This window comes from Rothia sp. P5764 (assembly GCF_048512965.1).
Lineage (GTDB): Bacteria > Actinomycetota > Actinomycetes > Actinomycetales > Micrococcaceae > Rothia.
In genome coordinates, this window is the sequence record NZ_JBLXXQ010000001.1 from 672,740 (window position 1) to 691,022 (window position 18,283).

Sequence of the window (18,283 nt, forward strand, 5' to 3'; positions counted from 1 at the left end):
CCCTAGGAGATAGCCGCTCAGCGAACCTGGAATAGGTGCTAAAGGGTCAGAAGATGACACTTCCTGGGCTCCTTCCCCCTGGGCCCAGTGAGGTGCTGGGGGGTCTCTTAAGGGGCCTGCCCTTATTCCCAGGCTACGGATACGAACTCGGCAGGATTCTGAGCCCCCAGCCCTGTTTGCTATATCTGTAAATATGGCTCCTATTAGGCATTACAGATGCAAAGAATAATTTATTATTTGTTGCCAACATCTCACCGAGAGATGCCTATCTCCATTACCCGAACCAGAAGGAGCTGATAGCATGGGCCAAACACCTTAAACCATCCTAAATATCTCTAAGCAGGTAAAGATGTCCTCCCCCACCCCTCATGTTAGCCGCCGGGCTTTGGCCTGGTCCGCACCCATGGTCCTAGCATCCGCCAGCATCCCGGCCTATGCCGCTTCTACCCGAGAGAAGCAGCCCGCTGTCAGCGGCAACGGTCACGCTTACCACAATTCAGGTCAGGACGCTCACTACGACGGCAGTAAGCGCTACTGGCTGACTACCTTCGATGAGCGAAATCCTTACAGCGTAGCTGTTTACTTCACCATTCCTACAGATATCATCACCAACGTAGCGGTGACCTATTGGCTACCAGAAGATAATCTGCAGTTCACTAGCGTAGAGTCCAATGGCTGGGCCACCCCTACCCGCGACTACACCCAGGGTAACGTGGTCACACGTCAAGGTATTACAGAATACGCTTACACCTCCTACTACCAGGGAAGTCTGGAAGCCAGGAAGGGCACCACGCCCTTCCCAAGCTACCTCTTTGTTGCAACCGGCCAAGATGATCGTGACTGGAGCACTTTGAGGGTTAAGTACCGTTATAAGTACACCGCCACCGTTAACGGCCAGCAAAGCATGAAATCACCAGATCAGTACTTCTACCGCCCCGAAGCCTAAAAAGTTCCCAGGTTTACAGCGAACCCCTCCCAGGCCAGGCACTCCAGTCTCACCCCCAGAGACTAAGTGCCTGGCCTGGAGTTTGAGAGGGGCAGAAAATCCAGGCCTGGGGTAAACCCAGGCCTTAAACTATCTGGTCTAAAAAGAATGTGTTTGTCTGGACCTTTCCCTAGACCAGATCTGGGCGCAGACTGGTCACCATGACTGAAAAAACAACCGAGACCGCAAACACCGGCTCACCCCTTGTTAAGCGCGGCCTGGCCGACATGCTCAAAGGCGGCGTCATCATGGACGTTGTCACCCCCGAACAGGCCAAAATCGCTGAAGATGCTGGCGCTGTTGCCGTCATGGCCCTTGAACGCGTGCCCGCCGACATTCGCGCCCAGGGCGGTGTTGCCCGCATGAGTGACCCCGATATGATTGAGGGCATTATCGATGCTGTCTCAATCCCCGTCATGGCTAAAGCCCGTATCGGGCACTTCGTCGAAGCCCAGATCCTAGAGCACCTCAAGGTCGATTACATTGACGAGTCTGAGGTGCTCTCCCCCGCCGACTACGTCAACCACATTGACAAACACACCTTTAAGGTTCCTTTTGTCTGTGGCGCCACCAACTTAGGCGAGGCACTGCGCCGCATCACCGAAGGTGCAGCCATGATCCGCTCCAAGGGTGAAGCAGGCACAGGGGATGTCTCCGAAGCCACCAAACACATTCGCACCATCAAGACCCAGATCGCTGAGCTTCAGGCTCTGCAGGCCACGTCCCCCGACTTGCTCTACGTCAAGGCCAAAGAACTGGCCGCACCCTACGAGCTGGTCCTTGAAGTAGCCCGCACCGGCAAGCTCCCCGTAGTCCTCTTTACTGCAGGCGGCGTTGCCACCCCAGCCGATGCTGCCATGATGATGCAACTAGGAGCAGACGGTGTCTTTGTGGGTTCGGGCATCTTCAAATCCGGCAAACCAGAAGCCCGCGCCAAGGCAATCGTGAAAGCCACCGCCTTTTACAATGACCCCGAGCAGGTTACCGCAGCCTCACGTGGCCTAGGTGAAGCCATGGTCGGCATCAACGTTGCCGACCTGCCCGCACCGCACCGCCTGGCAGAACGCGGCTGGTAAGCCTAGGGGGTGGGGTAACTACGCCCCACCCCTAGCATCTATTACTTTGCCGGGGTAGCGAAAGGGAATCCATGACTTTAACCGTTGGTGTTCTGGCCCTCCAGGGCGGAGTGGCCGAGCACGTCAAGCTCCTAGAGACGCTGGGGGTGAACACTCTGCTGGTCAAAAAACCGGAGGAACTGCAAAGGTGCGATGCCCTGGTACTACCCGGTGGGGAATCAACCACTATCGACAGGCTCACCCGTATCTTTGGCCTACGCCAACCCCTCATTGACGCTATCGGCGCTGGCCTGCCCACCCTGGGCACCTGCGCCGGGCTGATCCTTCTGGCCAAAAACCTTGAGGGCACAGCCGCTGACCAGCAAACCCTGGGTCTGCTCGATGTCACCGTTGCCCGTAATGCTTTTGGCTCCCAGATCGATTCGGCGGAAGCTGAGCTTGCCTGGTGCCAGCAAGAAACCCCGCTGAGGGCAGCCTTTATCCGTGCACCTGCGATTACACGAACAGGCCCCGAGGTAGAAGTCCTAGCCACCTACCGCAAGAAAATAGTAGGCGTCCAAGAGGGCAAACTACTGGGCATCTCCTTCCACCCCGAGCTGACCGGGGACACCACAGTCCACCGCCGTTTACTGGAACTTACCACCGCCTAGCCCTTACCGGGGCACTCCCCGGAATAAAAGGGTTGAGGTTCTAGGGGTGTCAAGAGTAGCTAAGGAAAGGGGAGGGATTTCATTCTGCAGGCCAACTCAGAGGGCTCAAGGCAGTCTAAACTAAAAGCATGAGCTTGCCAGACCCCACAATCCACCGCAGAGCCACCCCTCGCGCTGGCCTAGCGTCCCTCCCTAAGCTCCTACCGGGGCTAGTCCTAGCGGTGGGCCTAGCCCTAGTTGCCTACCTTCTGACCCTTATGCCCGGTCTCAAGCTGGTCAGCACCCTACTTCTGGCCATAGTTCTGGGAATAGCTGCCCGCAATATGGGCCTCTTACCCCAAAATGCTCAGGCTGGCTTGACCTTTGCCTCCAAGAGCCTGTTACGGCTGGGCGTTGTCCTCCTGGGTCTTCGTCTGTCTCTGCCAGATGTATTTTCACTGGGGTTCGGGGCCCTACTGACCATACTTCTGACAGCTGCAGGGACCTACCTGGTGGCTATCATCTTGAGGCGCTACCTTGCTTTGGCCCCCACTACCGCCCTTCTGACCACCACCGGCACTGCAATCTGTGGCGCTTCGGCAATTGCCGGTATCTCGGCGGCCCTACCCCCAAAAGCCCAAGACCCAGACGATGAAACAGTGGATAACGCGGCCCTCACGGCCTTGGCTGTCATTACCCTCTGCGGCACTTTGACTATGTTTGCCTTACCGGCCCTGGTTGGTTTTTTGCCCCTTACACCTCTGCAGGCTGGGGTATGGTTAGGTGCTTCTATTCATGAGGTGGGGCAGGTAGTAGCGGCGGGGGGCTTTATTAGCCCAGAGGTGACCGATATTGCTACGGTAAGCAAGCTGGGCCGGGTAGTTCTTTTGGCCCCTATTGTGGCTCTGGTAGGTTATGGCCAGAGTAGGCAGGCCCAGAGGAAGACCTCGCAGGCTAAGAGTCACAGACCACCCCTACTGCCCCTCTTTGTGGTGGGGTTTATCGTGGCTATCGTGCTCAGGTCAGTGCTGGCGTGGAGCGGCTTGGATCAGCCCCTTGGCCCGCTCCTTGCTGGACTCAATACCTTCACCACTTTTATTTTGGCAGTAGCCATGGCCGCTCTGGGCACGGCAGTCAATCTCAAATCCACCCTCTCCGCTGGTGGTCCGGCTCTCCTCTTTGGCCTCATCCTCTCTGGGGCAACTGCCTCCATAGCCCTTGGGCTTACTCTCTGCTTGGTCTAACCCTCGGAATAGCCACCCGGTATCTACCCACCACTCACTCTCAGCTCTTGCACCGGCAGTTGGCCCGCAGCGAAGATGCAGGTATGACCCAGACTGGGGTGTGGGCTGGTGGTCTTATCGCTTGTCGCGCTCTTCTTGAGCAACTGCACCATCTTGGCATTCCTTGCCTAAAGTAGTTGTGCAATTACTAGGCCCCAGCCGTCCACCAAACGCAAAAATTCTTTTATTCCACGCAGTTCAGCTTAAGAAGTCTCTAGAAGGTACCCAGACCGGTAGCCTCCTGAAAGCGATAAACCAGCTTGTGCAAGGCAGAGCGCAAGGCCCCAGGCTCCTCACGCCCTTCATAGGGCAGACTCAAGAGAGCTGGCCTGCCAGCAACCGGCTCATTCCTCCACATCAGTGACCAATAGGCAGTAAACTCCTGAGCCAAATGGGCATCGATAGGTGCCACCAACCTCAGGTCAGTCTCCAGGTTGTAATTACAAATATTTCGGCGGGTAAAATTACCCGATCCAGCCAGCAGCTCGAAGATACCGCCGCCCTCCCCCTTTCGGTAGGTCGCTAAGTACTTAGGGTGAAACTGCTCCCCACTGGTGGCATACCACCGCACCTGCACCCCAGCGCCTTGCAGTTCGCGGGCTACAGGCAGGGCCGGCAGCCCCGTCTTCTTACGCCCAAAAGCATCAAGGTTCAGATCAAGCAGGGCCTGCACCTGAACTCCGCGCTGAGCGGCAGCTTTGAGCTCCCGCACCACTGATCTCTCAGCAAGATAAAACATTCCCAGACAAATCTCTCCACCGGGCTCTACTGCTCGCACCATCTGGCAGGCTACCCGCCGGATAGCTCCTTCGGTGACCAGTTGAACTCTCACCGGCTCATGGTCTTCTGAGCTTTGGCCGCTCCTGTCGCGCAGGCCTTGGGTGAGCACCTGCTCGAACCTGTCAAAGACCTCACCCTGCCCACCCGAGAGGGTATAAATAGCGCGTTCACTGGCTAAAATATCGGCCAGAACGGGGCCCGTCACCAGCAAACCTAGGTTAGAGTTAGGGGCCGAAGCGTCATGGGGATTAGCTGAGCTGACAAGGGCCTCTCGCTCACTAAGCGCCAGCTTGCGGTGATTGGCTTTGAAATTGAAGAGACGAGCATAGGCGTTAGGGCTCACCCTAGGACGCCCAGGAGCCAAGACGTTAGGCAACCCTGCAGGAAGTTCGGGCAGACGGGCCAGGAAGGTGCGATAGAAAGCCGAGTAGATCGGGTTGGAGTCAGCCAGAGCATCTAGATCGGTCATCACCACCTGCACCCCAGCATCAGCTAGCTGCTCCAGGTGAGGTAGGGAGTAGCTACCGTAGAAAGTATTAATGGGGTCGGTAATAAAAATGATAGGCAGTTCAGGTGCCTGTGCCCGCTTGTTAACCAGGGCCCTAGTCACCCGCTCAGCAAGCCGCGGGTAGCCACCCTCTGGCCCACGGGTACGGTCGTAGTCAGAGTTGAAGAGGAAGAGGTCTAAGACCAGGAAGTCTTGGGCACGCTCGATCAGGCCCTCAAGGGCGGCAAAGATGGACTGCTCCGAAACAGTAGTACCCTCTTGCTGGTAGGTCAGGTCAGCCAAAAGCTGGGTGTAACCCGAGGGATGACTCCGACCCTCCAAGCTGAGCCCTTTAGCTAAAGGTTTACGGGCTTGCCGGTAGCCGGCGAGAGCGGTAGTGACGCAAGCGCCTGCGACAAGGGTGGTGGTTGCGGTGAGGGCGTAGCGGGTGAATGTGCTCATAGTTCTAATCTACCGGGTCTCCGCTAGCGGGTAACCGGCCAGCCTGTTGGCTGAAACTCAAGGCGCACCAGCTAAGCTGGCTAGGGCTAACGTGAATTCCCGTGCGGGCGCTAACGAGCCAGGCAAGAAACAGGCTTGCCAGTACTCTACCTACCCAACGAAAAGGAAGACTTCAGGGGCGGGCATTTGAGGTAGCGGTTGCAGTATTGAGCACCCCTGGCTCACAGAAACTGTCCTATATCACACCCCAGCCCCTTGCTGATTTCCCTCACAGGCGTAAACTTTACATCTGTAAGAAAAATACTGTGGAGAGAAGCCCGTGACCCTAGACCCCCGCCCCGCCCGTAGTCGCACAGCCCTTGTCGAGGCCACCATCAAGGCTCTGAACACCCCAGAACCAGCAAGCCTTAATATCACCGACCTGGTTAAGGCCGCAGGAGTCAGCCGCCCCACCTTCTACCAATACTTCTCAGACATCAACACGCTCATTCACACTGCCGCGCTGGAAAAGCTAGATACCGCCCTCAACTCGCTCCCCGAGGCAGACCCCACCGACCCAAGCACCCTCATCACAAGCGCAGCTAGCACCAGCCTGCTCACCGCACTCCAAGCAGATGCAGTCTTCTTCCGCAATGTCTTAGACACCTCCGGCAACTCATCTCTGGTCGAAGAGCTCGTTACCTTCCTGACCCATAGACTCCTGCTCCGAGGCTCTGCTACCGAACAACCCAAGACCACAAATAGGCCTCTCACCAGTGACTACGCCCAGTTTATCGCCGCCGGGGCCGCCTGGTTAACAGTGCGCTGGCTCAGAACAGACTTCACCGGCCCCAACACCGCCCAGGCCATGGGCCAGCGCCTGTCCGCCATGATCCAAGCGGCTACCAGCTAACCCCCCTTAGTTTTCCCCTCTCCCCAACCTTAAAAAGAAAGTAGGTGAACCCGGTGCCTTCAACACGAACCAAACACCCCGCCCTAAAGCGCACATCAGGCCCTATGAAATACCTGGTACTCCTGGCAGTTATTATTATTCCTTCCATCTACGCAGGTATTCTCACCTGGGCTAACTACGACCCCACCGGTACCATCGATGCCGTACCGGCCGCTATCGTCAATCAGGACAAGGCTGCCACCACACGCACAGGCCAAGAACTGACCCTCGGTGACGACCTCACCCAAGAACTACTTACTAAGGACAGCACCAGTAATTTTGACTGGTCAGTCATGGATGCTGACCAAGCACGGAGCGAGCTCGAAAACGGTCGGGTTCAGGCAGTTTTGACCATTCCAGCTGACTTCTCAGCCAACGTCTCATCCCTGTCCGAAAACTCTTCAGATGCAGCCCGCAAAGCCAAACTAGATATTGCCACCAACGACGGCTCTAACATCATCTCCGGCAATATCGCTAGCTCACTTGGGACAGCAGTTACCGACGCACTGGCCCATAAGGTATCCACAGAATACTTGAGCAAGATTTACGCGGGCTTCACCAATATCCACGACTCCCTGGGGGAAGCTTCCGACGGTGCCCAAAAACTGGCAGACGGCTCAAGCTCAGCAGCCCAGGGCAGTAAGGAGCTAGTCGTAGGGCTCACCGACCTAAAATCAGGAACAGACTCACTAGCCAGCGGGACCTCATCCCTAGCTCAGGGCGCCAGCAAGGTTGACCAAGGCGCATCATCCCTCTCCCAAGGCGCATCATCCCTAGCTCAGGGCGCCAGCAAGGTTGACCAAGGCGCATCATCCCTCTCCCAAGGCGCATCATCCCTAGCTAACGGCACCAGCAAGGTTGACCAAGGCGCCTCATCCCTCTCCCAAGGCGCATCATCCCTAGCTAACGGCGCCAGCAAGGTTGACCAAGGCGCCTCATCCCTCTCCCAAGGCGCATCATCCCTAGCTCAGGGCACCAGCAAGGTTGACCAAGGAGCATCCACCCTGGCGCAGGGCACCAGCCAGGTTAACGAGGGAGCATCATCCCTAGCCAAGGGTGCAGACCGGGTCAATGGTGGGGCATCTTCCCTGGCAACCGGTGCGGACCAGGTCAAGGCAGGGGCTTCTAGCCTCTCTAAGGGCCTGACCCAACTCAACGAGAGTGTAGCCACCCTACCCGAAAAACTTCCCGCCCTGACCGATGCCACCGGTTCACTTACAACAGGCGCATCCAACCTAGCTGCTGGGGCACAAGAGCTCAAAGAAGCTACTAATCAGGTGAGCTCTGGGGCTGAAGCGCTCTCCCAAGGAGCAGATAAAGCCCTGGGCGGGGCACAAGACCTGGCCACCGGAGCAACCAACCTAGCCGGCGCTACCGACGAGCTCACCACCGGAGCCACCACCCTAGCTGCGGGCACCCAATCCCTACTAGATAATTGGGACAAGCTCACAGACGAACAGAAGCGAGCTGCCCTCCAAGAGCTCAACACCGGGGCCGGTAAACTCTCAGCAGGAACTAAGGCGCTGGATTCCGGGGCAAACACCCTAGCTGCGGGCACCCAGGCACTGGTCGGCGATGAAAACAGCGGGCTAACCAAACTAGCCGGTGGAGCAAATAGCTTAAAAACCGGAGCTAGCCAAACCGCTACCGGAGCCACCACCCTAGCAGAGGGTGCCAGCGCTCTCTCACAGGGTGCCCAGGAGCTAGATAGCTCAGTCGGAGCCCTCAGCAAAAATCTCGGAGCTCTAGCCGGTGCAGTATCCCAGGCTAATGACGGGGCAGCCGCACTGGCAGATGGCACCTCATCACTTGCTACCGGTGCCCATAACCTCCATGACGGGACCTCATCACTTGCTACCGGAGCCACCAGCTTGGCAGATGGCACCTCCTCCTTAGAGGCTGGCGCATCCACCCTGGCGCAAGGCACGTCCTCACTCAACCAGGGAGCCAACCAGCTCAAAGACGGCACCTTCACCCTGGCGCAAGGCACGTCCTCACTCAACCAGGGAGCCAACCAGCTCAAAGACGGCACCTTCACCCTGGCGCAAGGCACGTCCTCACTCAACCAGGGAGCCAACCAGCTCAAAGACGGCACCTTCACCCTGGCGCAAGGCACGTCCTCGCTCAACCAGGGAGCCAACCAGCTCAACGGCGGGGCCGCTGACCTTGATGCAGGGGCCGGTAAGGCCGTAGACGGAGCCAGCCAGCTTTCACAAGGTCTCGGGGAACTCAAGAAGGGAAGTTCTACCCTCTCCACCTCGCTCAGTGACGCGGTGGACAAGGTACCTAGCTATACTGACGGGCAAGCTGAGGATCTGAGCGCAGTGACCAGCGACCCCGTAGCCATTGACAAAACCCGCATCAACGAGGTCTCCACCTACGGACACGGCCTAGCCCCCTATTTCATGACTCTTGGTCTATGGGTAGGTGCCATTGCTTACTTCATGATGTACCCAGCTATCTCAGCTAAGTTCGCTCGACGTGGACATTCCGGCCTGGCAACCCTCCGAGGAGCCATGGTGCCGGTTATCCTCATGGGTATCGTCCAGGGGTCAGTGATGACTATCATCATTCACAGCCTGGTAGATATTAAGACAGCTAACTTCTGGGGCCTGATGGGTTTTGCGGTGCTGACCTCCATCACCTTCCTGGCTATCAACCAGGCACTCATTGCCCTGCTCGATGCACCGGGTCGCTTTATCTCGCTCATGCTGACAGTTATTCAGATTGGCGCAGCAGGCGGCACCTACCCGATTGAAACAGCCCCGGGCTTCTTGCAGGCCCTGCACCCCTGGCTACCGCTCACCCACGCCCTGGAAGCCTTCCGCTCACTCATTGCTGGTGGTTCAATTGGAATCTCTACCGGCCTTGCCTGGCTGGCAGGCTGGTTCATCCTGGCTCTTAGCGGTACCGCAGCTAGCATCTGGATTCGCCACCGCCGGGAAGACCGCAGGGAAGCAGAACGTGCCCGCAAGAACGCTCCTGCACCGGAACTCGCGGGGGCTGCGGGCTAAGTCAATAGCACCCAACCTAAATACCCGGTGCCGCGCCCGGCCCAGCGCCCTTAACGCCAGCCCCCCAAGCCAGCTGGCTGGCACGGCACCGGTTGAGAATCAGGTAGGAGTACGGGGACATGCTGGGGGCAATGCCACTTCCTAGTGACCTGCTCCTAACTGGCCGCTCAGCCGGTCCTGGAAGTCCTGGCTGGCAGGGTTCAAACCCTGAATCTGTACGGTTTTACCCAGTCGCTCATACTTGGCTGTAATACTGTCCAGGGCGCTTACCGTGGAGGCATCCCAAATGTGGGAGCCACTCAAATCAATGACCACGGTCTGCGGGTCCTGCGCGTACTGGAACTGGTAGTAGAGGTCATTCGAGGAAGCAAAGAACAGCGCCCCTTCCACCCGGTAGGTCACGGCCTCCACCCCGTCCAGGGGTGCCATCTGCCGGTTTACCGTCACCAGGTGAGAAACCCTGCGCGCAAAGAGAACCGTAGCGGTCAGCACGCCCAGCACCACACCGATTGCCAGGTTGTGGGTAGCCACTGTGGTAGCCACCGTCACCAGCATGACTACCAGCTCACTCTTGGGCATGATTCGCAGGGTACGCGGGGTGATGCTGTGCCAATCAAAGGTCGCAATCGACACAAAAATCATGACAGCTACCAGTGCGGCCATAGGGATCAGCGCCACCACATCACCCAGCAGGAGCACCAGCGCCAGCAAGAAAACACCGGCCAGGAAAGTAGAAATACGGGTGCGGGCACCCGAGGCCTTGACGTTGATCATGGTCTGCCCAATCATGGCGCAGCCGCCCATACCGCCGGTCAAGCCCGTGACGATATTGGCTACACCTTGGGCCCAAGATTCGCGGGTCTTATTGGAAGGGGTATCGGTAATATCGTCCACCAGCTTGGCTGTCATCAGCGACTCCAAGATACCCACGATAGCCATAGCCAGGGCGTAGGGGGCCATGATGCTGAAAGTTTCCACGTTGAGGGGAACCTGGGGGATAAAGAGCGTGGGCAGGGCCTGTGGCATCTCGCCCTTATCGCCCACAGTAGGCACCTTAATTCCAGCTACTACGGTAATAGCGGTAATGAGGACGATAGCGACCAGGGGCGCAGGGACAGCCTGGGTGAGGCGGGGAAGCCCGAACACCAGCAGAAGACCCAGGGCAACCAGAGGATAAACCGCCCAGGGAACACCCAAAAGTTCGGGAACCTGAGACATGAAAATGAGGATAGCCAGGGCGTTCACAAAACCGACCATGACCTGCCGGGGAATAAAGCGCATGAGCTTAGCAATACCCGCCACAGCCAAAAGAACCTGGAAAAATCCGGCCAGGATAACGGTGGCAATAAAGTAGTCGGTGCCGTGACTGGCAACCAGCGGGGCAATCACCAGTGCGATAGCGCCAGTGGCTGCTGAAATCATGGCTGGTCGCCCGCCAAGCAGTGCAGTTGTGACTGCCATGGTGAAGGAGGCAAAAAGCCCTAGCCTGGGGTCTACCCCGGCAATGATAGAGAAAGCAATGGCTTCTGGGATGAGGGCTAGGGCAACGACAAGCCCGGCGAGGACTTCGGTTTTGAGTAGCTTGGGGGAAGTAAGGGTCTTTCGAACCGATTGCCGGTCGAGGGCAGAAAGTGCGGTGTCAGCCACGGGGCTCCTTGAGGTAGATTTAGCTAGTTCTAGCCTAGACCACAGACGGAAACCCGGCACCCGCCCCACTAAATACTGGTCTGGAGCTACCCCAGCCGGCAAGGTCTGGAACCTATCCTCAAGACCATTAAAAGATAGACCCCAAAACTTGTAGGATAGAGAGGTGCCAGCGCCCCCCTACAGACCACATAAACGGGCCTGTGGCTATCAGCCTCACCGCCCGCCAGCAAAAAGAAAGAGCACCCTTGGGCTTCTTTGATAGCGTCCAGCCAGCACCTGCTACCCCTGCACCGCTCACAAGCACTCGACTGGGGCAAGCACTGCGGCGTCTTGAAATCCCCCACGAGCTTGAAGCGGACGGCACCCCCATCACCTACTACCCTGCCGGCTATCTGCTCTACCTGCTCACCCCTGACCGGCTGACGGTACGTACCACCTGGCGGCAGTCCTTACCCACCAGCTCCCTACCCCACCTGAGCATGTTTGCCCACCAATGGAACCAGCACCGCCCCTATCCCACTGCTTACCCGGCCATTCTGGGTGAAGACGGCCAGGACTTCGCGCTCCTGCCAGCGGACTTCACCCTGCCCGTCACCGCCGGGGCCACCGATGAGCAGATCGACCTCTACCTGCGTGAAGCTAGCCGCTCGGCCCAGGAGTTCCTGACCGAAGTAGAAGGCGCCTTTGAACCCATAACGGAAGGGGAATAAAAGCATGTCACAGCGCTTTAAAGTGGATTTGGGCGGCCTGGTTGAACTGCTCTCCAAAAACCTTTATTCAGGCCCGCAGGTCTACCTACGCGAGGCAATCCAGAACGGTGTCGATGCCATTACCGCCCGCCGCGAGACTGACCCCGATGCCCCCGCCCGGGTGCTTCTAGAACCCTGGGAAGAGGGCACAGGTATCACCATCACCGACACCGGGATTGGGCTGACCGCGGAACAGGCCGAAGAATTTTTAGCAACTATTGGGCGCACCTCCAAGCGTGACGACGTCTTTAACGAAGGCCGAGCCGAGTACCTAGGCCAGTTCGGTATTGGTTTACTGGCCTGCTTCTTGATTGCTGACACGGTTGATATCACGTCACGTTCTGCCACCGCTGGGCAGGCCCCGGTCCGCTGGCTGGGCCATGCCGACGGCACCTTTGAGGTTACCGAGCTAGCGCCGGAGCAGGCCCCCGAAGTGGGCACCCTTATCCGCCTGAAAGCCCGCCGCGATGCCGCCCACTGGGTTGCTCAAGAAACTGTGCTAACCCTGGCAACCGACTACGCCGACATGCTCCCCATCGACGTATCCGTGGTCGTTAAAGCTGGCTCACGCCGCCTACCGCGCAGAATCTCCCACCCCCGCCCCCCGTGGGCACCCGCCCGCACCTTGGGAAACAACAGCGCCAGCGAAGAAGCCCCCAACCAGCATGAACGCACCATGGCCCTAGCTACCTATGCAGAAAAAACCCTGGGCATCACCCCACTTGCCACGATCGACCTAGAGGTACCGGCCACCGGCACCAGCGGGGTCGCCTACATACTCCCCCAGGCCGTCTCACCGGGTTCTGGCCGCCACCGGGTCTACGTCAAGAACATGCTGGTAGCCTCCCGTGAGGACTCGCTCCTACCCGACTGGGCCTTCTTTGTGCGGGCGGTCGTCAATTCTGAGGGGCTGACCCCCACCGCCTCCCGCGAACAGTTGCGCGAGGACGAGGTACTCCTGCTCACCCGCGAAGCAATCGGGGACCAGCTCAAAACCTGGATTACGCAAGCTCTGGCAGAGCCAAGTGCCCTGCGCGACCGCTTTGTGCAGACCCACAACCTAGCCCTACGCGCTGTTGCCCTTGCCAGCGACGACATGCTCGATGTGGTTGCCCGCTCCCTCCCCTTTGAAACATCCCAGGGGCTTGCCACCCTCACCGAGGTCACCGATGCCGCCGGGCAGATTCTCTACACTCCCACCACCGAGGCCTACCGCCGTATAGCTCCCGTGGCCCGCGCCCAAGGCCTATGGGTGGTCAACGGCGGCTACGTCTACGACTCAGACCTGCTAGCTAAGCTGGCTGACCGCCCCGGCTGGCAGGTCACCGAACTCACCAGCCAGGACGTGACCCAAACCCTTTCCTCTGTGGAGATGGAGCGGGAGTTTGACGTGATGCCAGCCCTGGAACTCGCCCGCGCTGTACTATCCCCCCAAGACTGCGGGGCCACCCTGCGGGTCTTTGAACCGGCCAGCGTACCGGCAGTTCTGCTGCGCGATGCCGACGCCGAACGCCGCCGCGACCTCACCCAAGAAGCCAAGCAGGCTGATGGGCTGTGGGGCGATCTTCTTGGCTCCCTAGCAGGTCAGTCCACCGAGCCCAGCCGCACCCTGGTGCTCAACGACGCCAACGAGAACGTCCAGCGGCTACTGCACCAGCCGCATCACCCCTCCTTTGAGCCCGGCATTAACACCCTCTACCTCTCGGCACTCATGCTGGCGGGTGAGGGCCTGCGCGGCAGTGAAACCACCCTGCTCAGCGACAGCCTGGCCCAGCTTCTTGAAGCCGCTCTGCGCCCCAACACCTAGTTTTCACCAGGGAGAAACACCGTGTGGTCCATCCACGAAGCCACCCAGAAGATAGCTCACACCCGCACGCTACCCTATGGGAGCGCGCGCACCGCCGCCGCAGAGTACATTGCCCGCACCCTTGAGAACGAGGGGCCGGAGCAGGTTCTACCGCAGGCCCTCCTAACCCTGGTGGAGGCCTATGTCTTTGGCCAGCCAACCCCCGCCTCTTTTGCGGTCTTCTCTAAGCTCTTACGGCTGTGGGACAGCCACCCCGAATACTTTGACGACGAAACCGCCAAGGCCCTCTTTTGGCAGTTCAAGTGGGTCACCGGCGACCTGACCGCCTACCCGCAGATTTCCAAGGAGCAGGCCCGCCAGCTCCTTGATGAGATGCGTAAACGCTACCGCCTAGCCGGGCTGGGCGATAGCGCCGCCGACCGTGCCGAACACATGTGGGCCGCCCACATTGGCGATGACGAAGCCGCCCAAACCTGGCAGGCCCGCTGGCTCTCCCACGGTGAGGACGAGATGGATTGCGGCTCCTGCCGCCACGGGAGCAATCTGCGGGACCATATGGCCGCCGGGGAGTTTGAGCAGGCTGTTGCGCTCGGTGCCCCGACCGAAGATTTGTGCAACCGCGAACCGGCGTCCTCCCACCGCCAGCTTGCCCTGGCCCTGCTTCACCTGGGCAGGGGCGAGGAGGCCGGGCGGGAGCTTTTGCGTGCCCAGGCCAACAGCCAGCACTATGACCCCGACGATGTGGGTGTAGAGTTTGAGATTTTAGCGCGCGGCCAACAGTTAGAGCGCGCCTTTGCTCTGCTGAAAAAACACGGCAAACGGGCGCTGGCCCTGGGTGGCGACCCCGGCGATAACCGTAACTTCTTGCGCTACCTGGTAGCCGGTCTGGCCTGGGCCCGCCAGGAGAAGGGACAGATGCCCACCGGCTTGAGCGGTTTTACCCCCGCATCTTCTGCCGGGAGCCAGGGAGGTCAGTCAGCAGAGGTGTCTCGCGCTACCCTGGGTGAGCTCTACGACTGGGCCCTGGCCCAATCCCTACCCCTGGTTGCGGCTTTTGACCGGCGGGCGGGTAACACATGTTTTAGTGAATCACTGGCAGATGCCGAACTAAAATCTGTTCTCACCCCCTTGATTCTTCCGGAGGGGCAGGCCGCGAGCGCCCCCTTAGGGCCTAAGGGGGAATCTGCCGGTGAGCCTGTTTCTTACACTGACTCTGCACAGGCAGGTTTGATGTCGCCGGATACTGCCGCCGCAGGTGAGAGTGCAGATGGCCTACTGGCGGAGGGCAGCTACGACCGAGCCGCCCAGGCCTACTTGGAACAGGCCATTAGCTATGAGGGTGCCGGTCAGCTTGCGGCGGCGGGGCAGGCACGGGCTGAGGCCGCTATCTGCACCAAGCTAGTGGGCCGTGAAGCTGAAGCTGCCGCCCTCTTGAGCCAGGCTTTTGATCTGCTGGTAGCCGGTGATGCGCACCCCGCGCTTCTGGTAGAGACGATACGCCAGTGGGCACCAGTGGCTGAGATTCTGGGGGATTACGGCGCGGTGCTGCCTGCTGCCCAAGTTGCCCTTGACCGGGTAGAGAGCGCCCTGGTTCCTGCTCAGGAGGGCAGTGAAGCCCGACCCAGCGGCACCGGCATGAGTGCCTTACCGCGCCCTGACCTCCTGGTTTATCTACTAGCCCAGGAGCTGGTTGCGCGGCTGGATGCGGCGGCGGGAACATCTGACCCTCAGCAGGTTCAGGCGGGCTTGGTCGCGGCGGCCGATGCTTATGCTGAGCTGGGTTTCCCCGAGCGTTCGGCACGTCTGCTCGTGCTGGTTGCTGAGTATGCCCGTGAGCGGGGCGGAGTTGAGGGCGCTGTCAGCGCCTATCAGCGGGCCAGGGAGCTCTTTCAGGGGGTGGGGCTGGTCGAGTCAGCCACCGCCGCCTTAGATGCCTGCCTTGATTTACTCCAGACCACCGGGCAGGGCCACCGGGTAGAGGGTCTTATCGAGGGGCTACTGACGCAGGACGGCCAGTAACCTGCGGGCTTTCCTTCCAGCTACACGGGCTGCTCGCGCATCCGGGTGAAACTGGCTAACGGATCCAGACGCCGGTGCGGGCCCTCCACCAGAGCGTAGTGGCGCGAGCGCCCATGTACCAGAGGGCGTAGGCGCACCAGAGGAGCAGGTAGGCGGCGGTGGCCCCGGCGGGGAAGGAACTACCGGCCCACCACAGGTAGAGGCCCACCAGCACCGGCAGGTAGGCGGCCAGGGTGAAGAAGGCCGCCAGGCCCAGGTAGCGCACATCCTGGGCACCGATGAGAACCCCGTCCAGAATAAAGACGTAGGCCGCCAGGGGCTGGCCTGCTCCCAGTACCAGCAGGGAGAGAGCAAAGAGGTGCTGGACCTGCGGGTCGGAGCTAAAGATCCAGGCCGCACCGAACCCTACGGCGGGGCAGGCTAGGGCGGTCACTAGCCCGAAGAGGACGCTCCAGCGGACCAGCCGGTTTTTCAGCTGGGTGACGGCGGCACGGCCCTGGGGTGTGGTCAGGTTTTGGGTGCCCATCTCTTGACCCAGGAGGGCTTGGGCGGCAATGGCAAGGGAGTCTAGGGCGAAGGCCAGTAGGTTGAAGAAGGCCATGGTGAGCTGGTAGGCGGCCAGGTTTTTCTCACCCTGGGCGGTGACCACGAAGACGGTGGCAAGCAGGGCAACGCGCATGCAGGCGGCGCGAACCATCAACCAGGCACCGACCTTAAAGACGGCCCCCAGTCCAGCCCTGTCGGGTGCCCAGCCCTGTTCTTGCCCGCGAGTGCGGGCCAGCACTGAGGCGGTGAGTACCAGGGCCATAGCCCATTGTGTGAGAGCGGTTGCGGCCGCTGAACCGGCCACGCCCCAGCCCACAGGATAGACCAGAACCCAGCTCAGCAGCACGTTGAGGGCGGCCCCGGCTATGGCGACGTAGAGCGGGGTTTTGGTGTCTTGGAAGCCGCGCAGGGCACCTGTTGCGGCCAGAACGATGAGCATGCCGGGCAGACCGGCCAAAGAGGGCAGCAGGTAGGCGTTGCCGTAGGTAAGTACCTGGCCCTCACCGCCCAGGGCTTTGAGTAGGGGGTGAGCAAGGAGGGCTAGAAGCAGAGCAAAGAATACTCCCAGGCCAGCGGCTACCCATAGGCTGTTGCGGGTAGCGGCAAAGGCGCGGCCGGTGTCACCTGCACCGACTGCGCGGGCGACGGCGGGCGTGGTGGAGTAGGCCAGGAAGACCATGAAGCCCACCAGGGTTTGAAGGACTGTGGAGCCCAAGGTCAGGCCCGCAAGTTGGGCGCTCCCCAGGTGGCCTACGATAGCTGAGTCTGCAAGCACCAAGAGCGGCTCAGCAATGAGTGCGCCGAAGGCAGGTAGGGCAAGGGCAAGAATCTGACGATTCAGGGAGGGGGTACTCCCCCGGTCTGCTGGTCTGGTTTGAGCTGCGTTTGGCATAGCTTCTAGCCTAGCTCTTAGGCTGAGCCCTCCACCAGGTAGGCTCTGGGCAGTTCCAAGGGTAGCTAGGGGCGGGCCATAATGTAGGTTTTACGTCCGGCAAACCTATCGGTTCGCACCTGCACAAATCCCTCTTTTTCGTAGAAGCGGATTGCGCGGGCGTTAGTGGTCAGTACTTCTAGCTCGGCGGGACCGGGGTCAAGGACCCGGCTGAGCAGGGCGTGGGCGATACCGGTGCCGAAAGCCTGTGGGTGCAGGTAGAGCATCTCAAGTTTCTGCACCTCATAGGGTATGCGGGTGGCAAAGGCTAGGCCCAACAGACCCCCTAGATCTGCGGGGCTAGTCTGTGGTGCCGCTACAGTTTCCGCTGATCGCACAGCCACTAGGGCACGGCGGCGCTGGCCCAACTGGGGCTGTACGTCCTCACCGGTACCAGCGGTGGATTCGAGCCACTGGGCAAAGCCCTCGGCACGGGCTTCTAGCTGGCTCTCCTGAGCCTTAAAGACCTCGGGGGTAAAGTCGCCGGCGTAGGCTTCTCGCCACGAGGCAATACGCAGCTGCTCCCAGGCCCTTGCCTCCGCTGGCAGGGGTGGGCGAACCTCAAATTTCACGGTGTCCTCCAACCCCACCAAAAGACGTGAGATGGGTGGGGCGCAGAACATCGTACAACACCAACCTGCGAAGGGTGTTTTTCTATCAGTGGGAGGTAGTAGGCGAAGTCCTGCACCAGCACACCGGGGGTTAGCTAGAACTGGCGGGTTCCCACGATGGTGTAGCCCATCTTCTCCTAGAACTTCTGAGCCCGGTAATTCTCCTGGTGGGTAGCTCAATAGATGCCCTCTATCCCGGCGGCAGGAGCCTGGTCTTTTAACCCGCTCCATGAGCTCATCGGCCAGCCCGTTACCCCGCACAGCAGGGCCCAGACAGAACTTACTCAGGTAGGCGGCTGTGCTGAGAATCTCACCGGATCAGGCGG

General features: G+C 59.7%; 13 protein-coding genes. 9 read left to right on the plus strand and 4 right to left on the minus strand.

The features are described from left to right. Nucleotides 1-349 precede the first annotated feature (349 nt). The 4 genes from ACN08Y_RS03115 (at nt 350) to ACN08Y_RS03130 (ending at nt 3,934) form a co-directional block, all read left to right on the plus strand. A complete protein-coding gene (locus ACN08Y_RS03115; RefSeq protein ID WP_419111798.1) occupies nt 350-946 on the plus strand; it encodes a hypothetical protein in 597 nt (198 codons plus the stop codon). A gap of 200 nt (nt 947-1,146) precedes the next feature. Next, a complete protein-coding gene (gene pdxS / locus ACN08Y_RS03120) occupies nt 1,147-2,061 on the plus strand; it encodes a pyridoxal 5'-phosphate synthase lyase subunit PdxS (protein WP_419111038.1) in 915 nt (304 codons plus the stop codon). Between the two features lie 71 nt (nt 2,062-2,132). Beyond that, entirely contained in the window at nt 2,133-2,711 is a 579-nt protein-coding gene (gene pdxT / locus ACN08Y_RS03125; protein WP_419111799.1) for a pyridoxal 5'-phosphate synthase glutaminase subunit PdxT, read from the plus strand. A 128-nt stretch (nt 2,712-2,839) separates the two neighbouring features. Beyond that, nucleotides 2,840-3,934, plus strand: coding sequence for a YeiH family protein (locus ACN08Y_RS03130; protein ID WP_419111800.1), 1,095 nt, complete (start codon nt 2,840-2,842; stop codon nt 3,932-3,934). Between the two features lie 253 nt (nt 3,935-4,187). On the opposite strand, the gene ACN08Y_RS03135 is transcribed toward ACN08Y_RS03130, so the two are convergent. After that, nucleotides 4,188-5,702 (minus strand): phospholipase D-like domain-containing protein, encoded by a 1,515-nt coding sequence (locus ACN08Y_RS03135; protein WP_419111801.1) that lies wholly within the window; start codon nt 5,700-5,702, stop codon nt 4,188-4,190. 319 nt (nt 5,703-6,021) lie between these two features. On the opposite strand from ACN08Y_RS03135, the gene ACN08Y_RS03140 reads away from it, so the two are divergent. Both ACN08Y_RS03140 and ACN08Y_RS03145 read left to right on the plus strand, forming a co-directional pair. Further along, on the plus strand, nt 6,022-6,594 hold the full coding sequence (locus ACN08Y_RS03140) for a TetR/AcrR family transcriptional regulator (RefSeq protein ID WP_419111040.1): 573 nt from the start codon (nt 6,022-6,024) through the stop codon (nt 6,592-6,594). A 53-nt stretch (nt 6,595-6,647) separates the two neighbouring features. Beyond that, a complete protein-coding gene (locus tag ACN08Y_RS03145; RefSeq protein WP_419111802.1) occupies nt 6,648-9,647 on the plus strand; it encodes a YhgE/Pip family protein in 3,000 nt (999 codons plus the stop codon). A gap of 141 nt (nt 9,648-9,788) precedes the next feature. On the opposite strand, the gene ACN08Y_RS03150 is transcribed toward ACN08Y_RS03145, so the two are convergent. After that, nucleotides 9,789-11,294, minus strand: a complete 1,506-nt coding sequence (locus ACN08Y_RS03150) for a SulP family inorganic anion transporter (protein ID WP_419111803.1) — start codon at nt 11,292-11,294, stop codon at nt 9,789-9,791. 200 nt (nt 11,295-11,494) lie between these two features. Here ACN08Y_RS03150 and ACN08Y_RS03155 point away from each other — a divergent pair, with 200 nt between their 5' ends. The 3 genes from ACN08Y_RS03155 to ACN08Y_RS03165 are packed head-to-tail and all read left to right on the plus strand — an operon-like array spanning nt 11,495 to nt 15,869. Beyond that, the gene (locus ACN08Y_RS03155; protein WP_419111804.1) at nt 11,495-12,004 is read left to right on the plus strand and encodes a YbjN domain-containing protein; all 510 of its coding nucleotides are present in this window, start codon (nt 11,495-11,497) and stop codon (nt 12,002-12,004) included. Nucleotides 12,005-12,008: 4 nt separating this feature from the next. Next, on the plus strand, nt 12,009-13,850 hold the full coding sequence (locus ACN08Y_RS03160) for an HSP90 family protein (RefSeq protein ID WP_419111805.1): 1,842 nt from the start codon (nt 12,009-12,011) through the stop codon (nt 13,848-13,850). 21 nt (nt 13,851-13,871) lie between these two features. Next, the gene (locus tag ACN08Y_RS03165) at nt 13,872-15,869 is read left to right on the plus strand and encodes a hypothetical protein (RefSeq protein ID WP_419111806.1); all 1,998 of its coding nucleotides are present in this window, start codon (nt 13,872-13,874) and stop codon (nt 15,867-15,869) included. Between the two features lie 55 nt (nt 15,870-15,924). Here the strand turns inward: ACN08Y_RS03165 and ACN08Y_RS03170 are convergent, their stop codons facing one another. Together ACN08Y_RS03170 and ACN08Y_RS03175 are read right to left on the minus strand one after the other, a co-directional pair. Beyond that, nucleotides 15,925-17,307, minus strand: coding sequence for an MATE family efflux transporter (locus ACN08Y_RS03170; protein WP_419111807.1), 1,383 nt, complete (start codon nt 17,305-17,307; stop codon nt 15,925-15,927). A 65-nt stretch (nt 17,308-17,372) separates the two neighbouring features. After that, nucleotides 17,373-17,918: a GNAT family N-acetyltransferase gene (locus tag ACN08Y_RS03175; protein WP_419111808.1), complete on the minus strand. Its 546-nt coding sequence runs from the start codon at nt 17,916-17,918 to the stop codon at nt 17,373-17,375. Nucleotides 17,919-18,283: the final 365 nt, after the last annotated feature.

Bases quoted from the DNA above. Each gene is read 5' to 3' on its own strand.
- pdxS (WP_419111038.1), top strand. From the start codon at position 1,147: ATGACTGAAAAAACAACCGAGACCGCAAACACCGGCTCACCCCTTGTT.
- pdxT (WP_419111799.1), top strand. From the start codon at position 2,133: ATGACTTTAACCGTTGGTGTTCTGGCCCTCCAGGGCGGAGTGGCCGAG.
- ACN08Y_RS03170 (WP_419111807.1), bottom strand. From the start codon at position 17,307: ATGCCAAACGCAGCTCAAACCAGACCAGCAGACCGGGGGAGTACCCCC.
- ACN08Y_RS03115 (WP_419111798.1), top strand. From the start codon at position 350: ATGTCCTCCCCCACCCCTCATGTTAGCCGCCGGGCTTTGGCCTGGTCC.
- ACN08Y_RS03160 (WP_419111805.1), top strand. From the start codon at position 12,009: ATGTCACAGCGCTTTAAAGTGGATTTGGGCGGCCTGGTTGAACTGCTC.
- ACN08Y_RS03130 (WP_419111800.1), top strand. From the start codon at position 2,840: ATGAGCTTGCCAGACCCCACAATCCACCGCAGAGCCACCCCTCGCGCT.
- ACN08Y_RS03135 (WP_419111801.1), bottom strand. From the start codon at position 5,702: ATGAGCACATTCACCCGCTACGCCCTCACCGCAACCACCACCCTTGTC.